Origin of the sequence: Micromonospora vulcania, from assembly GCF_042658605.1 — a bacterium.
Taxonomy (GTDB): Bacteria; Actinomycetota; Actinomycetes; order Mycobacteriales; family Micromonosporaceae; genus Micromonospora; species Micromonospora vulcania.
This window is the reverse complement of record NZ_JBHSQS010000029.1, coordinates 28,234-48,668: the sequence shown is the minus strand read 5'-3', so window position 1 is coordinate 48,668 and position 20,435 is coordinate 28,234. Positions and strand designations below refer to the sequence as shown.

The following is a 20,435-nucleotide window of genomic DNA, read 5'->3' as shown; positions in this document are numbered from 1 at the left end:
GGGGGTACAGGCCGGAGGGAGATCGATCCCACTAGTGGGACCAAAGGTGAACATAGACACTGCCGAGACGGGTGGGAAGATGCACGCGTCGATTTGTTGCAATATTTTGTTGGGAATGCTTTCCACCGTCACACCCCAGGGCTTCATCTGCGCCGCTGACCAGGATGGACCGGCCAGGACCGCTCGACAGTGACAAATTTCGATCATTTTCTTATGCCGCTCCGACCCCTTGACCGTGGCGTGCGGCCGACGGATGTCGGCCGGCCAGACATCGGCGTATCGGGGATGTGGCGCGATGTTGGTACGCCGTTCACGTATTGACTGTTGCCCGGACGCGGGACGGCCCGCCCGGAGCGTGTCGCTCCGGGCGGGCCGCCGTTGTTCCGTCGGACGACGGACCTTCTGGGGTCAGGGCCGCGCCGAGGTGACGTACACCGTGGCCGACGAGTTGTCCCGTGCCGCCTTCTTGACGGTGAGCGAAACGCCGTAGTTGACGCCCTGGTCACCGGGGTTGCCGGTGCCCAGCACGATCGCGCCACCGCCGAGGGTCACGCCGTAGAACTCCGGCGCCGGGCTGCCATCCGGGTGGGTGACCCGGGTGGTGTACGGCGAGTTGTTCCGGGACGGCAGTACCACCGAGGCGTCGTTGTCCCGCGCGAACGGGGCACCGTCGCGCATCTCGATGCCCGGGTACCAGGTCTTGGCGTCGGTGAAGGTCTTCACCGCCGGCTGCGACCGGAACTTGGTGCAGTACTCGCTGTACGGCTCGTCCGCCGCCTCCAGGCACTCCGTGAAGGAGTACGTCGGCTGCAGCGTGAACGCCGCGTTGGACGACTGCGGACGGCTGGGCAGGTTGTCCGTCGCCGACGGGTCCTTGACAGCGGCCTCGCCCGTGCGGCGGTACGGGTCGAAGTGCGAGTCGACGACGAGCAGGCCGCCCTTCGCGCCATAGCTGGGCAGGGCGGTCATCTGCCCGGTGACGTGGTTGACGTCGCCGAGCGCGGTGTCCCGGTACCAGACCAGCATGCCCGGCGCGTTGTACGAGATCCGGTCGACCTTCCACGCCTCGTGCGAGTAGATCGTGTCGTACGCGTACTTCAGGCCCTTGTCGAAGCCGTCGAAGTTGCGCCACTCGGCCAGGTAGTACTGCGCGTGCACCTCGGTGCCGCTGCTGACCTTCCAGCCCGCGCCGGTGGTGTCGACGAAGGTGCCGCCGGTGGCCGTCCAGCCGTTGGCGCCGCCCTCGACGTCGTCGCTCCAGGTGGTGGCGCCGCCGCCGGTGACCGAGAAGTCGTCGGCGAACCAGTTGCGCTCCTCGAACGCCTCGTCGGTGGCCAGCCGCAGCCGCAGCTGGACCGTCGTCCCGGCGTACGCCGACAGGTCGACGTAGTCGTGCCGCCAACCGTCGGTGCTGCCGGTCAGGCCGTACTTCTTGCCGCCGAAGTCGTTCATCCGGCCGTTCGGGTCCGGATAGCCGTCCGGCGTGGTGACCACGGCGCCGCCCTCGGCGTACACCTTCTGCTCGGTCCAGGACGTGCCGCCGTCCGTCGACAGCTCGACGAAGCCGTAGTCCCAGTCCTCCTCGATGATGTAGTTGTTCCACATCCAGAACTTGGCGTCCGCGGCCGCCGGCACGTCGACCGAGCGGCTCAGCTTGACGTCGGCCCACTCCTGGTCGTTGTTGCTGTGCCACATCTTCGTGCCACTGTGCGGCGTGGCCAGCGTCGTCACCTTGTCCGGCAGGTCGACCTTGATGCCGTCCTCGGAGTCGATCGGCGTACGCGAGGTCTGCCCGAGCTTCACCTCGCGGGAGTTCGACCCGGGGCGGATGGTCAGTGGGTCGGCCCAGCCGAGCACCCACTTGTCCCAGATGCCCATGTGCGTCGGCAGCGCCTGGAAGATCTCACCGGAGTGGGATCCGGAGGCCATCAGGTCCCAGAAGTCCACGTCCGAGTCGGCGTTGCCGGAGGTGTCGTAGAGGTCCGGCAGACCGAGGTCGTGGCCGAACTCGTGAGCGAAGACGCCGACGCCGGCGTCCTCGGGCTGCACGATGTAGTTCGACGCCTTGAGGTTGGTGCCCGGGATGGTGTAGCCACCGGCGATCGTGGAGGAGTGCGCCCACACGGCGTACACACCCTCGGCGCCGCCACCACGGGACTTGCCCTGACCGGCGTGCACCAGCACGAGGTGGTCGATCACGCCGTCCGGCTCGAACAGGTTACCGTCGCCGTCGCGGTCGGCCTGGTCTTCCTTGTCGTAGTCGGCCCACGGGAAGTTGGGGTCCTTCGCGGCGAGCGAGTCGATCGCGTCGGTGGCGAGGCGGCCCGCGCCGGCCGGGTTGTCCGGGTGGCCGTTCATCGACTGCTCACGGCCGGGAACCCAGTTGCCGTCTTCGTCCTGGAAGCAGCGGTTGGCCGCGTACCAGCCCTCCGAGTGCGGCACGGTGATCCACGGGCTGGCCTGCCCGTCCACCGTGTACGCGTTCTTGGACATCTCCAGGTACATGTTGTGCATGGTGCGGCCGGAAAGGTCGATGCCCTTCTTGCCCTCCGGGTCGCGCAGGTCCTTGCGGACGCGCTCGGTGATGCCCTTCTTGCTGTAGAGCATCTTGTCGTAGTGGGTCGGCGAGAAGTCCGGCACCCACATCGAGTTGTTGTCCTTGTGCGGCAGGGTCGCCGGGTTCGGGATGTTGTTGTGCTTCGGGCCATTCTGGACGGTACCCGGGACACAGGTGCGGTCCTCGAACACCGTCTTCGGCACCATGACGCCGGTGAAGTCGTCGTTGGCCTGGTCGTTGAACTCGACCAGCAGCGTCAGCAGCTTCGCCGTCTGGGTCGTCGGCGCCTGCTTGATCTTGCGAGGGCTCTTGCCCGTCTTGAGCGACGTGGCTTCGAGCTTGGCCAGCTGCCGGGCGGTCACCGGGTTACCCCGCGCGTGCTTCTGATCGAACGCGCGCGCGCCGTCGACGGCGGGGGCGTAGACGCCGCCCTTGCCCTTGACCTCGCGGCCGGTCGTGTCGGTCTGCACCTCGGGTTCGGCGTAGTTGATGTAGTACTCATCGGCCCCGATCACGGCCCCGGGGGTGCCGGACGCTGACTGGGCCGCCGCGCTGCCCGTCACGGTCAGTGACGTGGCCACGAGGGCGATGGTGGGCAACGCGACGAGTAGTCGTCGACGCGTCCCTGGAGGCGAGGTTCTGTTCATGCCGCTCCGTTTCTCGGGCATGGGCGGAGGAAGTCGGTCGATTCCGGGCGCGGTGCAGCGCATCGAGACCTGCCGACATGCGTGAAACTAAATGAGAAAGCCGCCGTCGGGTTGGATCGTGATGGATGCGTTATCCGGTCGACTCGGCCAACCTGGGAGCGCTGCCGGGCGTACCTCCACAAAAGACGACGGTGGGTGACGGTCCGTCCGGACCGCCACCCACCGCAGGGGTACGCCTTGAAATCAGTCCTCGTCGGACTTCGCGCCGCTCATCCCGGAGGAGATCAGCTCCATCACCGAGGAATCCTGCAGGGTGGTCACGTCGCCCAGGGACCGGTTCTCCGCCACGTCCCGCAGCAGGCGGCGCATGATCTTGCCGGAGCGGGTCTTCGGCAACTCCGGCACCAGCATGATCTGCCGGGGCTTGGCGATCGGGCCGAGCGTCTTGGCCACGTGGTTGCGCAGCTCGGCGATCAGCTTCTCGCCCGCCTCGCCGGCGACGTCCGCGCTGCCCCGGGGAATCGCGAACGCGACGATCGCCTGACCGGTGGTCGGATCGGTCGCGCCCACCACGGCGGCCTCGGCCACCGACGGGTGCGACACCAGTGCCGACTCCACCTCGGTGGTGGAGATGTTGTGCCCGGACACCAGCATCACGTCGTCGACCCGGCCGAGCAGCCAGATGTGCCCGTCGTCGTCCTTCTTCGCACCGTCACCGGCGAAGTACATGCCCTCGAAGCGGGACCAGTACGTCTCGATGAACCGGCTGTCGTCACCCCAGATGGTCCGCAGCATCGACGGCCACGGCTCACGCAGCACCAGGTACCCACCGCCGCCGTTGGGCACCGACTGGCCCTGATCGTCCACCACGTCCGCGACGATGCCGGGCAGGGGAGTCATCGCCGAACCCGGCTTGGCCGCCGTCACACCGGGCAGCGGAGAGATCATGATCGCGCCCGTCTCGGTCTGCCACCAGGTGTCCACGATGGGCAGCTCGCCCCGGCCGACGTGCTGCCGGTACCAGATCCACGCCTCCGGGTTGATCGGCTCGCCGACGCTGCCCAGGAGCCGCAGCGAGGACAGGTCGAAGCCGGCCGGGATGTCGTCGCCCCACTTCATCATCGTGCGGATCAGCGTGGGGGCGGTGTAGAGGATGCTGACGCCGTACTTGTCGATGATCTCCCAGAACCGGCCCTTGTGCGGGGTGTCCGGGGTGCCCTCGTACATCACCTGGGTGGCGCCGTTGGAGAGCGGGCCGTACACGATGTAGGAGTGCCCGGTGACCCAGCCGATGTCGGCGGTGCACCAGTAGACGTCCGTCTCCGGCTTCAGGTCGAAGACCGCGTGCGTGGTGTACGACGCCTGGGTCAGGTAGCCGCCGGTGGTGTGCAGGATGCCCTTCGGGCGGGCCGTGGTGCCGCTGGTGTAGAGGATGAACAGCGGGTGCTCGGCGTCGAACGGCTGCGCGGTGTGCTCGGCCGACGCCGTCTCCACCGTCTCGTGCCACCAGTGGTCCTTCGCCGTCCAGCCCACCTCCTGGCCGGTCCGGCGGACCACCAGGACGTGCTCAATCGACGGGCAGCTCGCCACCGCCTCGTCCACGGTCGGCTTCAGCGCCGACGGCTTGCCCCGGCGGTAGCCACCGTCGGCGGTGATCACCACCTTGGCGCTGGCGTCCTGGATCCGGTTGCTCAGCGAGTCGGCCGAGAAACCGCCGAAGACCACGCTGTGGGCGGCCCCGATCCGGGCGCACGCCAGCATCGCCGCCGCCGCCTCCGGGATCATCGGCAGGTAGATCGCCACCCGGTCACCGGCGGTGACACCCAGCTCGGTGAGCGCGTTCGCCGCCTGGCAGGTCAGCTTGTGCAGGTCGGCGTAGGTGAGCGTGCGGGTGTCGCCCGGCTCGCCCTCCCAGTGGATCGCCACCTTGTCGCCGCGACCCGCCTCGACGTGCCGGTCCAGGCAGTTGTACGCCACGTTGAGTTGCCCACCGACGAACCACTTCGCGAACGGCGGGTTCGACCAGTCCAGCACCTCGTCCCACTGCTTCGCCCAGGCCAGCCGACCGGCCTGCTTCGCCCAGAACGCGAGCCGGTCCGCCTCCGCCTCGGCGTACGCGTCGACGGTGACGTTGGCGTGCGCGGCGAGTTCGGCCGGCGGGGGGAACTGGCGCGTCTCGTTCAGCAGATTGGCCAATGCCTCGCTCATGCCGTGACTCCTCGTCCTCGGGTGACCTGGGTCTCGCTGGCCACGAGGGTAGTCGGGGCTCCACCTACCGGCGACCGCTGCCCACTCCGTCCGCGCCGAGCGGCCCCCGCCGCGCGCCCGACGGCCCGTCCGCGTCGCGCGGCCGTGACCGCGTTCGGCCCGTACCCCGGTGGTGGTTCGGCTCGCGATGCGGGCGGGTGCCACCCGGGACGCCGGGCCAGGTCGCTAGCGTGGCGGGGTGACCACCGACCCGCTCGCACCTCTGCTCGCCCTCGCCGACATCGCCGCCGCCGTCGAGCGGGCCCGCGAGCGGTTCGACCAGGCGCTCGGGCACCGCGCGCTGCGCCGACACGGTGGCCAGGTCGCGGCCGAGGTCAGCCTCCGGTCCGCGGTGGCCAGCGCCGCCCTGGAGGGGTACGCCCACGAGCGCGAGGCGGTCCGCGCCGGCACGGTCACCGACCCGGTTCTCCAGGGTGCGCTGCGGGTCGCCGGGGCGCTGCCCGGGCTGAGTGAACTCTGGCCCAAGGCCCCGCGGCAGGCCCTCGCGAAGCTGCACGTGCTCGCCGCCCGGGACATGGTGCCGGAGGCCGAACTGGGTCGGCCGGTCTCCGACCCGGTGGTCGCCGCCCGGCTGGACGGACTGACCGGGCTTGTCGCCGGCGGCACGAAGGTCTCGCCGCTGGTACTCGCCGCCGTGGTGCACGGAGAACTGTTGAACCTGCGCCCGTTCGCCGGACCGTCCGGCGTGGTGGCCCGAGGTGCCGCCCGGTTGGTACTGCTCTCCACCGGCCTCGACCCGCGCGGCCTGCTCGCCGTCGACGTCGGCCACCACGAGCGGGAGCCCGAGTACGTCGGCTCGGCCGGCGCCTTCGCCACGGGCACCCCGGACGGCCTGCGGTCCTGGCTACGCCACTACATGGCGGCCGTGGAGGTGGGCGTCGACCAGCTCACCACCATCGGCGACGAGGTCCTGGCCGCCACCTGATCCCGACCGTTTGCCCGGCTGGGGCTGGGTGGTCAGGTGGTGGCGGCGGCGCGGGTGCGGCGGTGCCGGCCGTACCAGGCGATGCCGATGGCCACGCCCACGCCGACGCCGAGCGCCGCCGCGGCGACCGGGACGGCGGGCCGCTCCCGTAGCCGGCGGCCCAGCGGGATCGGGTGCCGGAACTCCAGCACCGGCCAGCCGTTCTCGGAGGCGAGTTTGCGCAGCTGCCGATCCGGGTTGACCACGCTCGGGTGGCCGACGCACTCCAGCAGGGGCCGGTCGCTGTACGAGTCGGAGTAGGCGTACGAGTCGGCCAGGTCGTAATCACGGGCGAGGGCCAACTCTGCAACCGCCTCGACCTTGCTCGGGCCGGCCGCGTAGAACTCGACCTCGCCGCTGTACCGGCCGTCCCGCACCGTCATCCGGGTGGCGATCACGTCGGTCACCCCGAGCAGCTCGCCGATCGGCCGGACCATCTCCTCACCGGAGGCGGAGACCAGCACGACGTCCCGGCCAGCGGCCTGGTGCTCCTCGATCAGCGCGGCGGCCTCGGCGTACACGTAGGGGTTGATCAGGTCGTGCAGTGTCTCCGCGACGATCTGGCGGACCTGTTCCACCTGCCAGCCCTTGCAGAGCGCGGCCAGGTAGTCCCGTGTTCGGGCCATGGTCTGCTCGTCGGTGCCGCCCAGCCGGAACATCAGCTGCGCGTACGCCGACTTGACCACGTCACGCCGTGTGATCAGCCCGTCCCGGTAGAACGGCCGACCGAACGCCAGGGCGCTCGACTTGGCGATGACGGTCTTGTCCAGATCGAAGAAAGCGGCACTTCGGCCCACGGCGCGAAAGTCTAGCCGGATGGTCTATCGTCGGCGGGTGCCCGGGGTCACGTCACCCCTCAGACCTGCGGGCCGGAGCCACCACCTCCGCTCGGCGTGATCGCGCGCACACTCCGCGCGAATATTTCGCGTTGTGTGGGGTCTACACCACTCGACGTGACGGGCCCGCTCAGGCAGACTTGTCCGCACGAGCATTCATATCTCGGACAACAGGACAGACCCTCGGCGGTTGCACCCCCCGTGACCGCTGAGTGGTTCGGCTCGACCCCCCCGGAGCCGAACCTCCGACGACCCCCGTCTCCCCCCGACGGGGGTCGTCCCTTTCCGGAGCGTCCGCCAGAAACGCGCCCAGGTGTGGATTCCCGCTGGTCCGTCAGGTCGGCTCGACGGGTAGCCACAGCTCGCAGGTCGCGGTGCTGAAATCGTCCGCGTGCTCGAGGATCGCCACCATCGAGGGACCTGGCCGCAGACGCCACGGGTTGGAGGGGAACCATTCGGTCGCGGTCGCGGCCCAGGCGTCCTGCAGGGACTGCGGGTGCGGTCCGGCGGTACGGAAGATGGCCCACATGCCGGCCGGTGCCTCGATGGCGTCGAGGTCGTCGGGGACCGGCGTGTCCTGGGACACGGCGACCCCGTGCAGGTAGGTCAGTTCGCTGCCCTCGGTGCCGTCGGGGTCGACGTCGTCGCTGACCTGTAGCAGCCCTGCAGGGTCGGAGTCGCTGAGGGCCTTGAGCCGGAGGTGCTCCTGCGGCGGGATCGCGGTTATGTGCTGCTGGATGTGCGGATTGATGCCCCGGTGGATCAGGGGGACCCTCGCTGCGTGTCCGACGAGTCGGAACGCCGGGCGGTCCACGACGCGGGTGTCCATGGGTTTGCTCCCTTCGACGGTCAGGCGGAACCTGACCTGCGGTTGTGTGCGAAGGGGACCTCCGTCGCGGCGTACGTCACCGGGGTTGGCACCGTGGACGGCCCGGAACGCACGTCCGAACGCCTCGGTTGAGCCGTAGCCGTTCCGGACGGCGATGCTCAGCAGGTCGTCCGCACCGCGAACGACGTCGGCAGCCGCGACGGTCAAGCGCCGCCGGCGCACGTACTCCGACAACGGCATGCCGGCCAGCGACGAGAACATCCGGCGCAGGTGGTACTCGGTCGTGCCGAGCGTGCGGGCCAGTCCGCTGACGTCGAACTCCTCGGTGAGGTGCTCCTCGACCAGGTCGACGAGCCTGTTGAGTGCCGCGATCACGAGGCCTCCCTTCGACATCGATCCTGGCCGGAGGACCCCGGCCCGCGCCCGACCGTAGAGGTCCGATCCGATCATGCGCCCAGATCATCGCCGAGTCCGGTAATCGTCGTGCCGGTCGTGACACAAGCCAGAGTGAGAGTCGCCGAGGCAATGGGGGTTCGGGTGGGTCCACCAGGGGAACGCGACGAGGGCTGGTTCACCAGCCTCTACGCCGCCGAGTACGCACACATCGTCAGATACGGCCTACGTCGGCTCGCCGACGGGGACGCTGCGGCTGAGCTGGCCCAGGAGGTCTTCGTCGTCGCGTGGCGGCGTCGCGGTGAGGTTCCGGATCGCGGTCTGCCCTGGCTGTACGGGGTGGCCCGACGACTGCTGGCGAACCAGTGGCGGTCTCGACGAGCCGCGCCGGACGTCCTGCCGATCACCGACGCCGACCTGACGCGGTTCGCGCCGACGGCGCCGAGCCGACCGTCAGCCATCGTGCCGTACGCCCGACCCGTCGCCTGGTCCTGGCGGCCGGGACGCTGGCGGTGGCGGCCGGTGCCGTGGCTGTTCTCCGGCCGTTCGAGTCGACCGGCGAGGATGTCCCGGACGCGCCGGGTGACGCGGCGGGCACGGTGCTCGTGCCGGTCGCGTACCAGTTCGACTCGGACGCGCCAGCGGCCGGCCCGCGGCTACGCGCCCTGGCCGACACGATCGTCGACGCGGACTACGACAACCGCGACGGGCGCTACACCTACCACCACACGAAGGCCTGGGGCGGCTCGGTGATGAGCTCCGACGACGGCCGTCACCAGGTCGCCTTCGTCGACGAGACGAAGGTCTGGCGAGCAGCCGACGGCACCGGTCGGCAGGCCAACAAGCAGCTGGAACCGCAGTATCCCGACCAGGCGTCCCGGGACTACTGGCAGCGCGAGCTCGCCAAGCACCGAACGGGCACCGGCACCCCCGCACCCTCCGCCTTCCCACTGCCGATCCTGGCTGTACCGGCCCTGCCGGCCGACCGGTCGGGGTTGCGCGACCTGCTGAAGGTCGTGCACGGTGCCGGCGCGACCAGCAAGCAGGTCAACACGGTCTACGGGGACTACGCCGTGCCGCGCCAGACCCGCGCGGAGATCCTCCGGGTCCTCGCCGACGTTCCCGGCTTCCGTTGGCGAGGCCAGGTGACCGACCGTGTCGGCCGCAGGGGAGTCGCGATCACCTTCGACGACCGAGAGCACGACCAGCAGAATCTGCTGATCTTCGACCCGAAGACGGGCGGGCTACTCGCCCACGAGATGCTGACGTTCGCACCCGTGCGGCTCGGCGCGTACCAGGTGATTCTCGATACCGGCTGGACCGACCAACCCGGCTGATCACCGACTGCGGGGCCGCTCCCTCGGGAGCGGCCCCGCATTGGGTTCCACCGAGCCTGAGGGCTCCGATCAGCGGGCGAACTGGCTCGCCCATCAACCAGTGCGGTGCTGCCCGCTTCGGGACTGGTGCCTCGATGTGAGGCTGTGCCCGAAGAAGTAACCCAGCAGGATCAGGAAGCTGTTCGTGACGGTGTCGGTTACCGGTGTGTCGGTGAACATCGCGGCGACGACCACCGCCGCCAGGCCGGTCAGCAGCACCGCACCGACGATCGTCGCCACCGACTCCTTCGCCAGAAAACGCGTCCACACCTCGGATCTTCGTTCGAAGAGGTGCACCCTGAGCAGTGGGTCTTCGGCGATTCGTGCCCCGGTCTCAGCGGCCTGTTGGGTCCGTTCGAGTTCGGCCCGCCGCCCCTCGACGTCTGCGACCACCGCCTCCAGACGGCGAATGACGCCGGCCACCGCGGCCCGGTCGTCTGCGTCCTGGAGGCCGTTCGCCCGCTCGTGAACCGTGGACAGAGCCTCGTTCATCCGCATCCGTACCAACCGGTCGAGGATGGACCGTCGCCGGCTGAACAGCACGGCGAGCACCGTCCCCCGATGCTCCTCCATTCCCAGCCGTTCCCACGTCTCCTGGCCGGTCAGCGACGCCGGATCGGCGATGAACTCGTCAAGGTGCGTGCCTGCACCTTCGAGTTCCGCGTCCGTCATCGCCTCCAGCCGGTTCGCCGACAATCCGTGGCGGTCCAGCGAAAGGTTGTAGAAGGCGACGGTCGAATTGGCCCCGATGTCCGCCTCCGCCCGGCCGACCCGCCGCAGGAGGTCCGTCAGGGGGATGCCCGCGAGCGGTTCGGGGGTCTCCTCCGGAGCCGGTGTCGATGATCGTCGACCTGCCCGACTCGGCGATCGATCTTGCGTCGTCCTCATCTGTCCGTCCACCTCTGGTCAGGGGCTGACCAGCTCACGGGCCGATTTCCGGTCCCGCCGCCGGTCTCTGTTCGGCTTCTTCGTGATGTCCCCGGTCGGTGCGTCGGCCGGACAGTCACCCGTCGGCTCGTCCCGCTGCGGCCGGTCGTGGACCCGGTTGGATCGACTGCGCGCTGCGAGCAGCAGATCCAACCGATCGCGCCAGTGCAGGCTCGGCTCGGGAGGACAGGGAACCTCGTCCACCTGGGTGCCGGCCAGGGTCAGGCTGTAGACCGCACGGATCCGGGCGAGGCTCTTGTAGGTCCGCCGGCTGAACCAACTGCGTACGACGAGCCAGATCAGTTGGGACAGTGCCACTCGGGGGCGGTTGACCAGCCGGGAGAGCATTTGAAGGGTGCCTTCGAACTCGGCCACCTCGGTCGAGAGTGCCTGGTGTCGCAGCGAGAGTCTTCGAAGCTCGTATCTGGTCCTACCGAGGATGGCGCCGGCGTCCTGGCGCGCGGTGCGGAGGATCTCGTCCCGATGTCGTGTGGCGGCCACCAACGACCGCTCCGCCTCCTCCTGCCTTGCCAGCGCCCGGACGGAATGGCAACAGTCGAGGGAGATCCAAGGGGTGTCCAGGCCGTCGGCCGACGGGTAGTCGGGCACTCCGTAGCCACTCGATGCCGCTCGCCGGTACCAGTAGTGCGCTTCGCTGAACCGCTCGTCCACGGCCGGACCGTTCTCGTCGAGGCCCAGGTCGAGGCGGTTGAACCCGTCCACGGCCTGGCCCTCGTACAGTCGAGCGAGGCGGAAGCCGGCGTCGCCGATGTCCCGCTCGGCCGCCGCACGCAACCACCGCTCCGCGCCGGCCAGGTCGCCGCACGATTCCAGGTGTACGCCGAGGGAGTACGCGGCGACGCCGTACTCTGCCGCGACGGCCGAATCCTCCAGTGCCCGGAGGCGATCGGGGCTGGTGATCCGGGACCTGTAGTGGGCCTCGAAAGCTCGATACTGCCCCTCGGTCGTGGTGTCGGACCCCGGGCCCATTTTCGACGTCAAGGCAGCCCGCAACTGCCGCTCAATATCCATGTCACACTCCTCCCACCGGCTGCTCGGCACCCGGCCCGGTCGCTGAAAGGCGCCTGGCCATCAACTCCTCGAGCTTTCTCAGTCCTCTCGCTTTGTGCGTCTTCACAGTTGATCCTCGAATCCCCAGAATCTCGGCTACCTGCTCCTGGCTGAGGTCGCAGATAACCTCGAGAACGATGACCTCCCGTTGCCGCGCCGGCAGGCGCCGGAGCGCCCGTAGCAGTTCGGCGTCGAGATCCAGGCTGTCGACGACACTGTCGGCACCTGATACGCAGGTCCTGCGGTCGATTTCGTCGATCTTGCTGTCGAGAGGGTGGTACTGGGAGGGGATGAAAGCCGGGCGAGACAGGCGCTGTCTCGCCATTTGGTACATCAATATCTCCGGCCGGTCGTACCGGTACGCCGCCAGGGTCGCCATCACTTCCTGGGCGATGTCCTCGGCCAAGTGTCGGTCCCCCGTCCAGGCCGCCACCGCGTTGACCAACTTGTGCCGGTTCTTAAGAAAGAAGAGCTCGAACGCCTCGTGGGGCGACAGATCAGAATTCACCGTCGGAATCCCCGCATCCGACGGAAGGCCGTTCGTGGAACCAGGTTTCCGCCGTCGTGCGGACAATTTCTGTCCGCGACTGACGGCAACCTGTGTGACCCCCGGGCGTCACGGCGTCGGGGGAGGTCAACGCCATCGTGTGCAGCACGCTTCAACCCTTTCGGATACTGCAGCTCGCCATAAACGGTCGCGCGGGCAGGCAGCCGTGCCCGACGCTTTGATCATCTTTATCGGGCAGGGGTGTGCGCCCTGGATTGATCACCTGTGTGTGGGGTTCCGGGTGGGAGCCCTACTGGAAGAGGCGGATCCGGTCGTCCCGGGTCTACAGGACAAGAAATAAATCTTGAGCAATTTTTGAACGCCCAGGATGGACGAAGGGTATCGACCGGCTCGCCCGGCCCGTCGGGCAAGCCGCGTGCTTAGCAGATCAACTAGCCCACCGGGAGTTGTCCACAGGTGACGAACTTATCCACAGCCGGCGCGACCGGGGCCGCCGGCTGAGCGGAATCGGCGCAGGGTCGGCGGCACACAGAGCCCGACCGCTGGAGGCCGCGATGCCATCCCGTACCTCCGTTCCACCCATCCGACGGCTTCCCCTGGTCGTCACGGGGGACGGCGACCTGCTCGACGATCTACTCCGGCTCGCCGCCGCCGGCGGGACCGAAGTCGAGGTCGCCGCCGATCCGGCCGCCGCCCGTACTCGCTGGCAACCCGCCCCACTGATCGTGCTCGGCGCCGACCAGGCGCAGTCGTGTCTGCGCGCCCGGCTGCCCCATCGGCCCCGGCTGGTGCTGGTCGGCCGGGCCGGCCAGCTCGATCCCGGTTGGCAGCTCGCCGAGCTGATCGGCGCGGAGCACGTCGCCGCCCTGCCGGCGGCGGAGCCGTGGCTGGTCGATCGGTTCGCCGAGCACGGCCCGGATCGTCCGGACGGCTCCGGTGCCCGGATCGTCGCGCTGCTCGGTGGGCGGGGCGGCGCAGGGGCGAGTGTGCTTGCCGGCGGGCTCGCCGTGACCGGGGCCCGTGCCCGGCTGCGTACCCTGCTGGTCGACGCCGACCCGCTCGGCGGTGGCCTCGACCTCGTGCTCGGCTGGGAGCAGCTGGAAGGGCTGCGCTGGCCGTCGCTCACCAGCGCTGATGGGCGGGTCGACGCCCCGGCGCTGGTGCGGGCGCTGCCCAGCCGGGGCGACCTGGTGGTGCTCTCCTGGGATCGCGGCGACCTGTTGCCGCTGCCCGCCGCCGCGATGGCGGCCACCATCGACGCCGCCCGACGCGGTCGCGACTTCGTGGTGATCGACCTGCCTCGGCAGTTGGACGACGCCGCGGTGGTCGCGTTGCAGGCGGCCAACCAGGCGTTCGTCGTCGTCCCGGCCGAGCTGCGTGCGACCGCGGCCGCGGCCCGGGTGGTGGCCGCGGCCGTCCCGCACTGCGCCGCGCTCTCGGTGGTCGTGCGCGGGCCCGCCCCAGGTCGCTTGCGTGCAGCAGAGGTGGCGCGGGCGCTCGGCCTTCCCCTCGCCGGCACGCTGCGCCCCGAGCCGGGGCTCGGCCGCGGACTGGAACGGGGCGAGGCGCCGGCTGCGGCTGGTAAAGGTCCGCTGGCCGCCCTCTGCCAGCGGATCGTCACTGACCTCACCGGTGCTCCGGCGACGGGTGCGGCATGACGACCCGGCCGCAGGACGGCACCCTCGCCGGCCGGGTGCGGCAGCGGATCGCCGCCGCCACCATGCCGGTCACCCCGGCGGCGATCGTCTCCGCGGTACGGGCCGAGCCCGCCGCCGCAGTGCTCGGTGACACGACTGTGCTGCGGATCGCCGACCAGGTGCGCGACACCCTCGTGGGCGCCGGTCCGCTTGCCCCTCTGCTGGCCGATCCGGAGGTGACCGACGTGCTGGTCAACGGCACCCGAGTCTGGGTGGACCGGGGGGCGGGGCTGCACCAGGTCGCGGTCCCGGTGGGCTCGGTGGAGGACGTCCGCCGGTTGGCTCAGCGTTTGATCGCCAGCGCGGGACGGCGGCTCGACGACGGCTCCCCGTACGCCGATGCCCGCCTCGCCGACGGCACCCGGCTGCATGCCGTGCTGCCGCCGGTGGCGACCGAGGGTCCCTACCTGTCGCTGCGGACCTTCCGGCACCGGCCGTTCACCCTCGACGAGTTGGTGCAGCAGGGCACCCTGCCGCGACCGGTGGCACCGGTCCTGGCCGCCGTCGTCGCGGCCCGGTTGGCGTACCTGGTCACCGGAGGCACCGGGTCGGGCAAGACGACGCTGCTCAACACGCTGCTCGGGATGGTGCCGGCCACCGAGCGGATCGTGTTGGTGGAGGACGCCGCCGAGCTGCGTCCGGGGCATCCGCACGTGGTGGGGCTTCAGGCGCGTACCGCCAATGTGGAGGGCTCCGGCGTGGTGAGCCTCGGCGACCTGGTCCGGCAGGCGCTGCGGATGCGCCCGGACCGGCTGGTGGTCGGGGAGTGCCGGGGCGGCGAGGTGGTCGACCTGCTCGCCGCCCTGAACACCGGCCACGACGGGGGCGCCGGCACGCTGCACGCCAACACCCCGTCCGACGTACCGGCCCGGCTGGAGGCGCTCGGCATGCTGGGTGGGCTACCCCGGGCCGCGCTGCACGCCCAGGTGATCGCCGCGTTGCAGGTCCTCTTTCAGGTACGCCGTGGCGACCGGGGGCGGGTCCTGGAGTCGGTCTGCCTGCTGCTCCCGGAGGGGCCTGAGCGGTTGGTCACGGTGGTGCCCGCCTGGGTCCGCGGTCGCGGGCTCGGGCTGGCCGCCCGGGCGCTCGGAGCACTGCTGCGGGACCGTGGTGTACCGGTGCCACCGATTCTCACCGAGCCGTGGCCCGGATCGGCTGGTCCGGCATGAGCGGCGCGACGGTGCTGGTGGCGGCGCTGCTCCTGGCGGCCGCGACCCTGGTGGCCTGGCCGGTGCACAGCATCCGGGCCCGCCGCCGTCGAGTGCTCACGGCGGGCGGCGGTGGCGAAGTCGGCGCTGACGTGGACGACGCGTTGCTGGAGTGGGTCAGGGAACTCGGTCGCACGCCGGACGGGCCGGCCAGCGGGCTCGGCAGCCCGCCCGCCTCGGGCCATCTGCCCATTGCCGTGGGCTATGGCGGTGGACGGACAGCTGTCGGGTGGCCCGTCCGGGACGCCACCGGAGCACCGAGCTGGCCGCGGGGAGCGGGTGGGTCGGCGAGGTCCACACGCCCGGCAGGTCCGGTACGACCGCCGAGCCGTCGGGATCCCCGTCGCCCGACCGGGACCGCCGGCCCGGTGACCGAGGCTCCCGATACCGAACGGGCCGCAACCACGTCAGTGATCGAAAACGCGGATCCGCAGGCGGACGTTCGGGGTGGGACGCCGGAGATGGCCGGCGGGCGCGGCGACGTCGACGACCGGCACCAACATCGGCACGACACGCCGGCCGTGACGGCCGGCGGGGCGAGCGTGGGCACGTTGATGCGCGTCCCATCGTGCTCCGCGCGGCTGCTGCTGTTGGTCGGCCTGGCCGGGGCTGGTGTCGGTGCCGTGCTCGGCGGCCCGGTGGCTGCGGCGGCGGTAGGCGGCTACGGCACGCTGACCGTGCGCTCGCTGCTGCGGTGGCGGGTGAACCGGCATGCCGAGCAGATCCGACGGCGTGGGTTGGACCAGCTCTGTGGCCTCGCGGCGGACCTTCGGGCGGGCCTGCCTGTTCCGCCGACCGTCGAGATCGCCACAACCGGTGCGCCGGACGGGTCGGATCGCCTTCGCCAGCTGACCTCGGCGGCGGTGCGACTGGCGGACCGAACCGGCGCGCCGCTGGCGGAACTCGTCGAGCGGATCGAGGCGGACGCCCGGGCGACCGACCGGGGGTTGGCCGCCGCGGCCGCTCAGGCCGCCGGTGCGCGGGCCACCGCCTGGCTGCTGGCGGGCCTGCCGATCGGCGGCATCGGGCTCGGCTACGGCATCGGCGTCGATCCCGTGGCGGTGCTCCTGCACAGCACGATCGGTGGGGTCTGCGCGGTCCTGGCCGTTGCCCTGCAGATCGTGGGCCTGTTCTGGACCGAGCGGCTGGGTGCGGCTCCGGGGCGGGCCGCCTGATGTCCCGACGCCGGCCAGACGCCATTCGGCTCGCCGCAGGAATGGGTGGGCTGGCCGTGGCGGTGGTCGTCGGGGGTTGGCTCGGGTGGCTCGGCGCGGTGCCGACCGCATTCGTGCTGGATCTGCTGCTACGGCGGATCGAGTCCCCGGCCGTACGCCGCCAGCGGCTTCGGGAGGCCGCCGACCTGCCGCTCGCCGCCGACCTGCTGGCCGCCGCGATGCGGGCGGGCGCCCCCGTGGACCGCTCGGTGCTGGCCGTCGCCGAGGCGTTGGACGGTCCACTGGGCGTCCGGCTGGCGCGGGTCGGCCGCACCCTGCTGCTCGGCGGTGGCACGGCAGAGGCGTGGTCCGCCCTGGACGGGGTGCCCGGCGCGGATCGACTGACCGCCGCCGCGTCCCGCTCGGCCAACAGCGGTGCCGCCCTGGCCGGTGCACTGACTCGGCTCGCCGACGACCTGCGTGCCGACCGGGCCACCGCTGCCGAGGCATCGGCCCGCCGGGCCGGCGTACTCATCGTCCTGCCGCTGGGGCTCTGCTTCCTGCCGGCGTTCATTCTCGCCGGCCTGGTGCCGGTGATCGTCGCCGTCCTCGGCGACGTGCTCTGACCCATCGAGAAGGGAAACAGCCATGCGCAAACTCGTCGCCCGTCTACGCGGCGATGCCGGAATGAACACCGCCGAGTACGCCGTCGGTACCCTCGCCGCGGTCGCCTTCGCCGGGATCCTGTTGAAGGTGCTCACCTCCGGCAACGTCCAGTCGGCGCTGACCGCCGTCATCGACCGGGCGCTCAAGTGATCCGGCGCCGGCAGGCCAGCCGCGATCGGAGGGCGGGCAGCGCCGAGCGGGCGGTCCGCAGCGACCGGGGTTCCTTCACCGCCGAACTGGCGGCCGGCCTGCCGGCGCTGCTCCTGCTTCTGCTCACCGGCCTGACCGCGGTCAGTGCCGTCAGCACCCAGGCGAGTTGCCTGCACGCCGCCCGGGAAGCGGCGCTGGCCGCCGCGCGGGGCGCGGACGGCAGCGCGGTCGGTCGCCAGGCGGCGCCACCCAGGGCGGAGGTGTCGGTGTCGATCAATGGCGATTATGCGCAGGCGACGGTACGGGCTCCGGTGCGCGCGCTGGGTGCTCGGCTGCCACAGCTCACCGTGGAGGCCACCGCCGTGGCAGCCGTGGAGCCGGGAGCGGGCGAGGTGGGCCCATGATGCGGCGACCGGCTGCCGAACGGGGTGGTGCGACTGTCCTGCTGCTCGCCATCGGGCTGGTCTTCGTGCTGGTGGGGACGTTCAGCGCAGCCGTGATCGCAACGGGGATGGCTCGTCAGCGGGCGGCGGTGGCGGCCGATCTGGGTGCACTGGCGGGGGCCGGCCGCGCACTCGACGGTGACACGGCTGCTTGCGCGTTCGCTGCGGAAATCGTTGACCGCAACGGTGGGCGGCTGGTCGACTGTCGCGTCGATGGGCTGGATGTGCTGGTGACTGCCGAGATGGTGGTCACGCCATTGCCGGGCCTGACCCGGGTCGCGGCGGCAACGGCTCGCGCCGGACCGGTGCGTGACTGAGACAACCGATCCAGCTGGGGTCACCCCGCACTCTGGCGTCGCTGACGAGTCGAACTTGCGGCCCTGATGCCGTGGACGAAACCGGTCCACTGGCCAGTGGTGAAGGACAGCGCCGGTCCCTGCTGATCCTGGCTCTCGCGGACAGCGGCCCCGGTGTCGAGGCTGCTACCTCGACCCAGGTGCCGCCGCTGTTGTCGCCGCGGTTGGACCTGCGCCACGCCGCTGCGCTGAGATTCGGGGTCGTCATGGCAGCGCGATTCGGAACCGTCAGGGCGGTCGATGATCTTCTGCCGTTCCGGTCGCACGGCGATCTGCTGGTCGACGTCTTCCCGGACGTTCAGGACGCCGCCAGGGCCTCGGCGATCATGCGGTGTCCCTGGGTTTCGAACGATTCGTCGCCTACCCGGTAGGCCCAGGCCGCGGTGCCGATCGCCTCGCGAACTCGAGTGCGGTGCCACGCGGGCGTCTGGCGCGGATCGTTCCCGTACCCGTCGAGGAAAGCTGTCTCGAGTTTCGGATCGCGGCGGAATTCTTGGGCGGACAGCCGGGTGAAGTCCGTGAAGGGCGGACGCATTCCCGCCCGACCGAAGTCGATGATGCTGACGACGCCGTTGTGGATGAGCCAGTTCCGGGGGTGCCAGTCTCCATGGGTCGGCACGAGCAGTGCGCCCGGCGTGGGCCAACTGCTGATCTCCGCGCGCAGCCGTTCCACGGTGCCCGGGGCGATCCGGTGTGGTCCGCTGAGCCAGGTGAGCGACTTGTCGTTCTCCCGCTTCTCGTGGTCGTCGTCAGTGCTGCTGGTCTGCGCGTGGAGCAGTGCCAGGAGTTCGCCCGCCTCCCGGTAGGTCGCGGGAGCGTCGGCGTGGTGGCTGCCGAGCACCAGCTCGCCGGGCAGATATCTCGTGACGAGGAGTTTCGCCTCCGAGTCGCCATGCTCCAGGACCGGCGCACGCCCCAACCTGGTCCACGGAACCAGCCAGTTGAGGTGGGCGCGTAATTCGCGGTCGAGGTGATGGTCACTTTCGCCGCCGGCTTTGACGATGAATCGCGACCCGGCGTACGTCATCTCCAGGACTGTCGTCTGGACCAGGCCCCAGCTGTGGTCCTTTTCGACAGTCGCGCCCGGGAGCCACTGATCCAACAGGGCGAGTTGCCGTGCCGAGAGGTTGGCGAGCCCAGAAGACATGGCGGAATCCTACGAGCCGCACCGCCTGACCCGTGATCCACGCAAGAACATGGATATTGCTGCCTGCGAGACCGTTCGAGGCACCAACATCCGTGTAGTTGCGCGGATCCTGAAGCGTGTGCGCGTGGGCCGATCTTCGAGCGGCGTCGCAGAGCCGACAGCTTGCTGGCCGGGACGCAGGCGGAAAGCCCGTGTCCCGGCCAGCGGCCGAATTGGGTCGAGCCGGGTGCGTCAGCGGGACTGGAGCGCGTCGAGGGCGACGGCCATCGCGATGACGAGGCGGCGGTCGATCTGCGGGTTCTGCACCTCGACGACGTACTTGTCGCGCAGGCCCCACTTCTTCACCACGGAGAAGAACGGCTGGCCGCCCGCGGTGAAGTCGAAGTGGTACGGCAGCCAGGACAGCGAGTCGACGAAGCGGCGCAGCAGCGCCACCGGCAGGCTGCGCTCCTGGCCGGTCACCTGCGGCAGGCCGGCCTGCTCGACGTGCCAGGTGGAGCGGAGCAGCGACTGGGCGAAGTCCTTGCGGAACAGGCCGATCGCGTTGCCGGCGGCGTCGGTGACGTCGTACGTGGCACCCAGGTCGATGCGCTGGCGTGCCTTGAAGCCGAGCAGGGGCTGCTGCTTGGTGTCGTCCGTGTAGATCGTCACCTGCTCCTTGAAGGCGAGCCGCTTCTGCTGGGCGAACGCCAGCAGCTCACCCTCGGTGCCGTCCGGCGCGACCGCCCGGACCTCGTACTGGTTGACCATCATCCGCAGCCGCTGGCGGATGTGGAACTGCTGCAGGGTCTGCAGATTGTCGAGCTGCATCGAATCTCCTCAAAGGGCTGGTGCGCCGGAGTCTCGCACAGCCCGGCAACCGCCGCGGCCCGCGCCCCCGGCCTGGCCGGCGACCGCCGCGGCCCGCGCCCCGGCCTGGCCGGCGACCGCCGCAGCCGGCAACCCGGCCAGGTCGGCGACCCGCCGCGCCCGGCGACGGTCTTGGCCCACAGCCCCGCCCGGTGAGCGTTCGAAGCGTCAGCGGCCGTCGACGGTGGCGCGACGCAACGCCCAGCCGTTGAGCACCTGGTGGATGTCGCGGAGACGTTCGTTGATCTGCTCCAGCCGTTCCGCCTGGGCCAGCGCGGCCAGCGCGGAGCCGAGCGCGATCTGCTGGTCGAGGGTGAGTCTCTCCTGGTCGATGGTGTAGAGCAGGTCGACGGTCTCGGCGATGGTGTCGGCCACGACTTCTCCTCGGG

20 protein-coding genes and 1 pseudogene are annotated in these 20,435 nt (G+C 70.4%); 10 read left to right on the top strand and 11 right to left on the bottom strand.

The window, feature by feature from the left end:
• Positions 1 to 408: 408 nt before the first annotated feature.
• Together ACFQGL_RS28790 and acs are read right to left on the bottom strand one after the other, a co-directional pair.
• Positions 409 to 3,138, bottom strand: a complete 2,730-nt coding sequence (locus tag ACFQGL_RS28790; protein ID WP_377515733.1) for an immune inhibitor A domain-containing protein — start codon at positions 3,136 to 3,138, stop codon at positions 409 to 411.
• A gap of 309 nt (positions 3,139 to 3,447) precedes the next feature.
• Complete coding sequence (gene acs / locus ACFQGL_RS28785) at positions 3,448 to 5,412, bottom strand: acetate--CoA ligase (RefSeq protein ID WP_377515732.1); 1,965 nt, start codon at positions 5,410 to 5,412, stop codon at positions 3,448 to 3,450.
• A 238-nt stretch (positions 5,413 to 5,650) separates the two neighbouring features.
• On the opposite strand from acs, the gene ACFQGL_RS28780 reads away from it, so the two are divergent.
• Positions 5,651 to 6,397, top strand: coding sequence for a Fic family protein (locus tag ACFQGL_RS28780; RefSeq protein WP_377515731.1), 747 nt, complete (start codon positions 5,651 to 5,653; stop codon positions 6,395 to 6,397).
• 32 nt (positions 6,398 to 6,429) lie between these two features.
• Here ACFQGL_RS28780 and ACFQGL_RS28775 read toward each other — a convergent pair whose 3' ends face one another.
• Positions 6,430 to 7,233, bottom strand: coding sequence for an HAD family hydrolase (locus ACFQGL_RS28775; RefSeq protein ID WP_377515729.1), 804 nt, complete (start codon positions 7,231 to 7,233; stop codon positions 6,430 to 6,432).
• 373 nt (positions 7,234 to 7,606) lie between these two features.
• The gene (locus ACFQGL_RS28770) at positions 7,607 to 8,476 is read right to left on the bottom strand and encodes an AraC family transcriptional regulator (RefSeq protein WP_377515728.1); all 870 of its coding nucleotides are present in this window, start codon (positions 8,474 to 8,476) and stop codon (positions 7,607 to 7,609) included.
• 150 nt (positions 8,477 to 8,626) lie between these two features.
• Between ACFQGL_RS28770 and ACFQGL_RS28765 the strand changes: the two are divergent.
• Together ACFQGL_RS28765 and ACFQGL_RS28760 are read left to right on the top strand one after the other, a co-directional pair.
• Positions 8,627 to 8,815: pseudogene (locus ACFQGL_RS28765) on the top strand (RNA polymerase sigma factor); the annotation flags it as partial.
• 44 nt (positions 8,816 to 8,859) lie between these two features.
• The gene (locus ACFQGL_RS28760) at positions 8,860 to 9,831 is read left to right on the top strand and encodes a CU044_5270 family protein (RefSeq protein ID WP_377515726.1); all 972 of its coding nucleotides are present in this window, start codon (positions 8,860 to 8,862) and stop codon (positions 9,829 to 9,831) included.
• Between the two features lie 93 nt (positions 9,832 to 9,924).
• On the opposite strand, the gene ACFQGL_RS28755 is transcribed toward ACFQGL_RS28760, so the two are convergent.
• The 3 genes from ACFQGL_RS28755 to ACFQGL_RS28745 form a co-directional block, all read right to left on the bottom strand.
• Entirely contained in the window at positions 9,925 to 10,542 is a 618-nt protein-coding gene (locus ACFQGL_RS28755) for a hypothetical protein (RefSeq protein ID WP_377515724.1), read from the bottom strand.
• Between the two features lie 234 nt (positions 10,543 to 10,776).
• On the bottom strand, positions 10,777 to 11,829 hold the full coding sequence (locus ACFQGL_RS28750; protein ID WP_377515723.1) for an SEL1-like repeat protein: 1,053 nt from the start codon (positions 11,827 to 11,829) through the stop codon (positions 10,777 to 10,779).
• A gap of 1 nt (position 11,830) precedes the next feature.
• Positions 11,831 to 12,376 carry an RNA polymerase sigma factor gene (locus tag ACFQGL_RS28745; protein WP_377515722.1) on the bottom strand — a complete coding sequence of 182 codons (546 nt, stop codon included), beginning with the start codon at positions 12,374 to 12,376 and terminating at the stop codon, positions 11,831 to 11,833.
• 554 nt (positions 12,377 to 12,930) lie between these two features.
• Here ACFQGL_RS28745 and ssd point away from each other — a divergent pair.
• The 7 genes from ssd to ACFQGL_RS28710 all read left to right on the top strand — a co-directional run bounded on the left by ssd (position 12,931) and on the right by ACFQGL_RS28710 (position 18,011).
• Entirely contained in the window at positions 12,931 to 14,034 is a 1,104-nt protein-coding gene (gene ssd / locus ACFQGL_RS28740; RefSeq protein ID WP_377515721.1) for a septum site-determining protein Ssd, read from the top strand.
• Positions 14,031 to 15,242 (top strand): TadA family conjugal transfer-associated ATPase, encoded by a 1,212-nt coding sequence (locus ACFQGL_RS28735; RefSeq protein ID WP_377515720.1) that lies wholly within the window; start codon positions 14,031 to 14,033, stop codon positions 15,240 to 15,242. The genes ssd and ACFQGL_RS28735 overlap by 4 nt, the downstream gene beginning before the upstream one ends.
• The gene (locus ACFQGL_RS28730) at positions 15,239 to 16,456 is read left to right on the top strand and encodes a hypothetical protein (protein WP_377515719.1); all 1,218 of its coding nucleotides are present in this window, start codon (positions 15,239 to 15,241) and stop codon (positions 16,454 to 16,456) included. The genes ACFQGL_RS28735 and ACFQGL_RS28730 overlap by 4 nt, the downstream gene beginning before the upstream one ends.
• A complete protein-coding gene (locus ACFQGL_RS28725) occupies positions 16,456 to 17,061 on the top strand; it encodes a type II secretion system F family protein (protein WP_377515718.1) in 606 nt (201 codons plus the stop codon). Before ACFQGL_RS28730 ends, ACFQGL_RS28725 begins: the two co-directional genes overlap by 1 nt.
• 22 nt (positions 17,062 to 17,083) lie before the next feature.
• Positions 17,084 to 17,251, top strand: coding sequence for a DUF4244 domain-containing protein (locus ACFQGL_RS28720; RefSeq protein WP_222954134.1), 168 nt, complete (start codon positions 17,084 to 17,086; stop codon positions 17,249 to 17,251).
• Between the two features lie 86 nt (positions 17,252 to 17,337).
• On the top strand, positions 17,338 to 17,655 hold the full coding sequence (locus ACFQGL_RS28715) for a TadE family type IV pilus minor pilin (protein ID WP_377515752.1): 318 nt from the start codon (positions 17,338 to 17,340) through the stop codon (positions 17,653 to 17,655).
• Complete coding sequence (locus ACFQGL_RS28710) at positions 17,652 to 18,011, top strand: Rv3654c family TadE-like protein (protein ID WP_377515717.1); 360 nt, start codon at positions 17,652 to 17,654, stop codon at positions 18,009 to 18,011. The genes ACFQGL_RS28715 and ACFQGL_RS28710 overlap by 4 nt, the downstream gene beginning before the upstream one ends.
• 20 nt (positions 18,012 to 18,031) lie before the next feature.
• On the opposite strand, the gene ACFQGL_RS28705 is transcribed toward ACFQGL_RS28710, so the two are convergent.
• From ACFQGL_RS28705 to ACFQGL_RS28690, 4 genes are all read right to left on the bottom strand, one after another.
• The gene (locus ACFQGL_RS28705; protein ID WP_377515751.1) at positions 18,032 to 18,229 is read right to left on the bottom strand and encodes a DUF397 domain-containing protein; all 198 of its coding nucleotides are present in this window, start codon (positions 18,227 to 18,229) and stop codon (positions 18,032 to 18,034) included.
• Positions 18,230 to 18,348: 119 nt separating this feature from the next.
• Complete coding sequence (locus ACFQGL_RS28700; RefSeq protein WP_377515715.1) at positions 18,349 to 19,077, bottom strand: phosphotransferase; 729 nt, start codon at positions 19,075 to 19,077, stop codon at positions 18,349 to 18,351.
• 351 nt (positions 19,078 to 19,428) lie between these two features.
• Complete coding sequence (locus tag ACFQGL_RS28695) at positions 19,429 to 20,007, bottom strand: LURP-one-related family protein (protein WP_377515714.1); 579 nt, start codon at positions 20,005 to 20,007, stop codon at positions 19,429 to 19,431.
• 207 nt (positions 20,008 to 20,214) lie between these two features.
• Entirely contained in the window at positions 20,215 to 20,421 is a 207-nt protein-coding gene (locus tag ACFQGL_RS28690) for a hypothetical protein (protein WP_377515712.1), read from the bottom strand.
• Positions 20,422 to 20,435 lie beyond the last annotated feature (14 nt).

What these genes read in the sequence shown, in the direction of transcription:
- acs (WP_377515732.1), bottom strand. Translation starts at nt 5,412, where the DNA reads ATGAGCGAGGCATTGGCCAATCTGCTGAACGAGACGCGCCAGTTCCCC.
- ACFQGL_RS28755 (WP_377515724.1), bottom strand. Translation starts at nt 10,542, where the DNA reads ATGACGGACGCGGAACTCGAAGGTGCAGGCACGCACCTTGACGAGTTC.
- ACFQGL_RS28750 (WP_377515723.1), bottom strand. Translation starts at nt 11,829, where the DNA reads ATGGATATTGAGCGGCAGTTGCGGGCTGCCTTGACGTCGAAAATGGGC.
- ssd (WP_377515721.1), top strand. Translation starts at nt 12,931, where the DNA reads ATGCCATCCCGTACCTCCGTTCCACCCATCCGACGGCTTCCCCTGGTC.
- ACFQGL_RS28735 (WP_377515720.1), top strand. Translation starts at nt 14,031, where the DNA reads ATGACGACCCGGCCGCAGGACGGCACCCTCGCCGGCCGGGTGCGGCAG.
- ACFQGL_RS28730 (WP_377515719.1), top strand. Translation starts at nt 15,239, where the DNA reads ATGAGCGGCGCGACGGTGCTGGTGGCGGCGCTGCTCCTGGCGGCCGCG.
- ACFQGL_RS28725 (WP_377515718.1), top strand. Translation starts at nt 16,456, where the DNA reads ATGTCCCGACGCCGGCCAGACGCCATTCGGCTCGCCGCAGGAATGGGT.
- ACFQGL_RS28720 (WP_222954134.1), top strand. Translation starts at nt 17,084, where the DNA reads ATGCGCAAACTCGTCGCCCGTCTACGCGGCGATGCCGGAATGAACACC.
- ACFQGL_RS28710 (WP_377515717.1), top strand. Translation starts at nt 17,652, where the DNA reads ATGATGCGGCGACCGGCTGCCGAACGGGGTGGTGCGACTGTCCTGCTG.
- ACFQGL_RS28700 (WP_377515715.1), bottom strand. Translation starts at nt 19,077, where the DNA reads ATGACGTACGCCGGGTCGCGATTCATCGTCAAAGCCGGCGGCGAAAGT.
- ACFQGL_RS28695 (WP_377515714.1), bottom strand. Translation starts at nt 20,007, where the DNA reads ATGCAGCTCGACAATCTGCAGACCCTGCAGCAGTTCCACATCCGCCAG.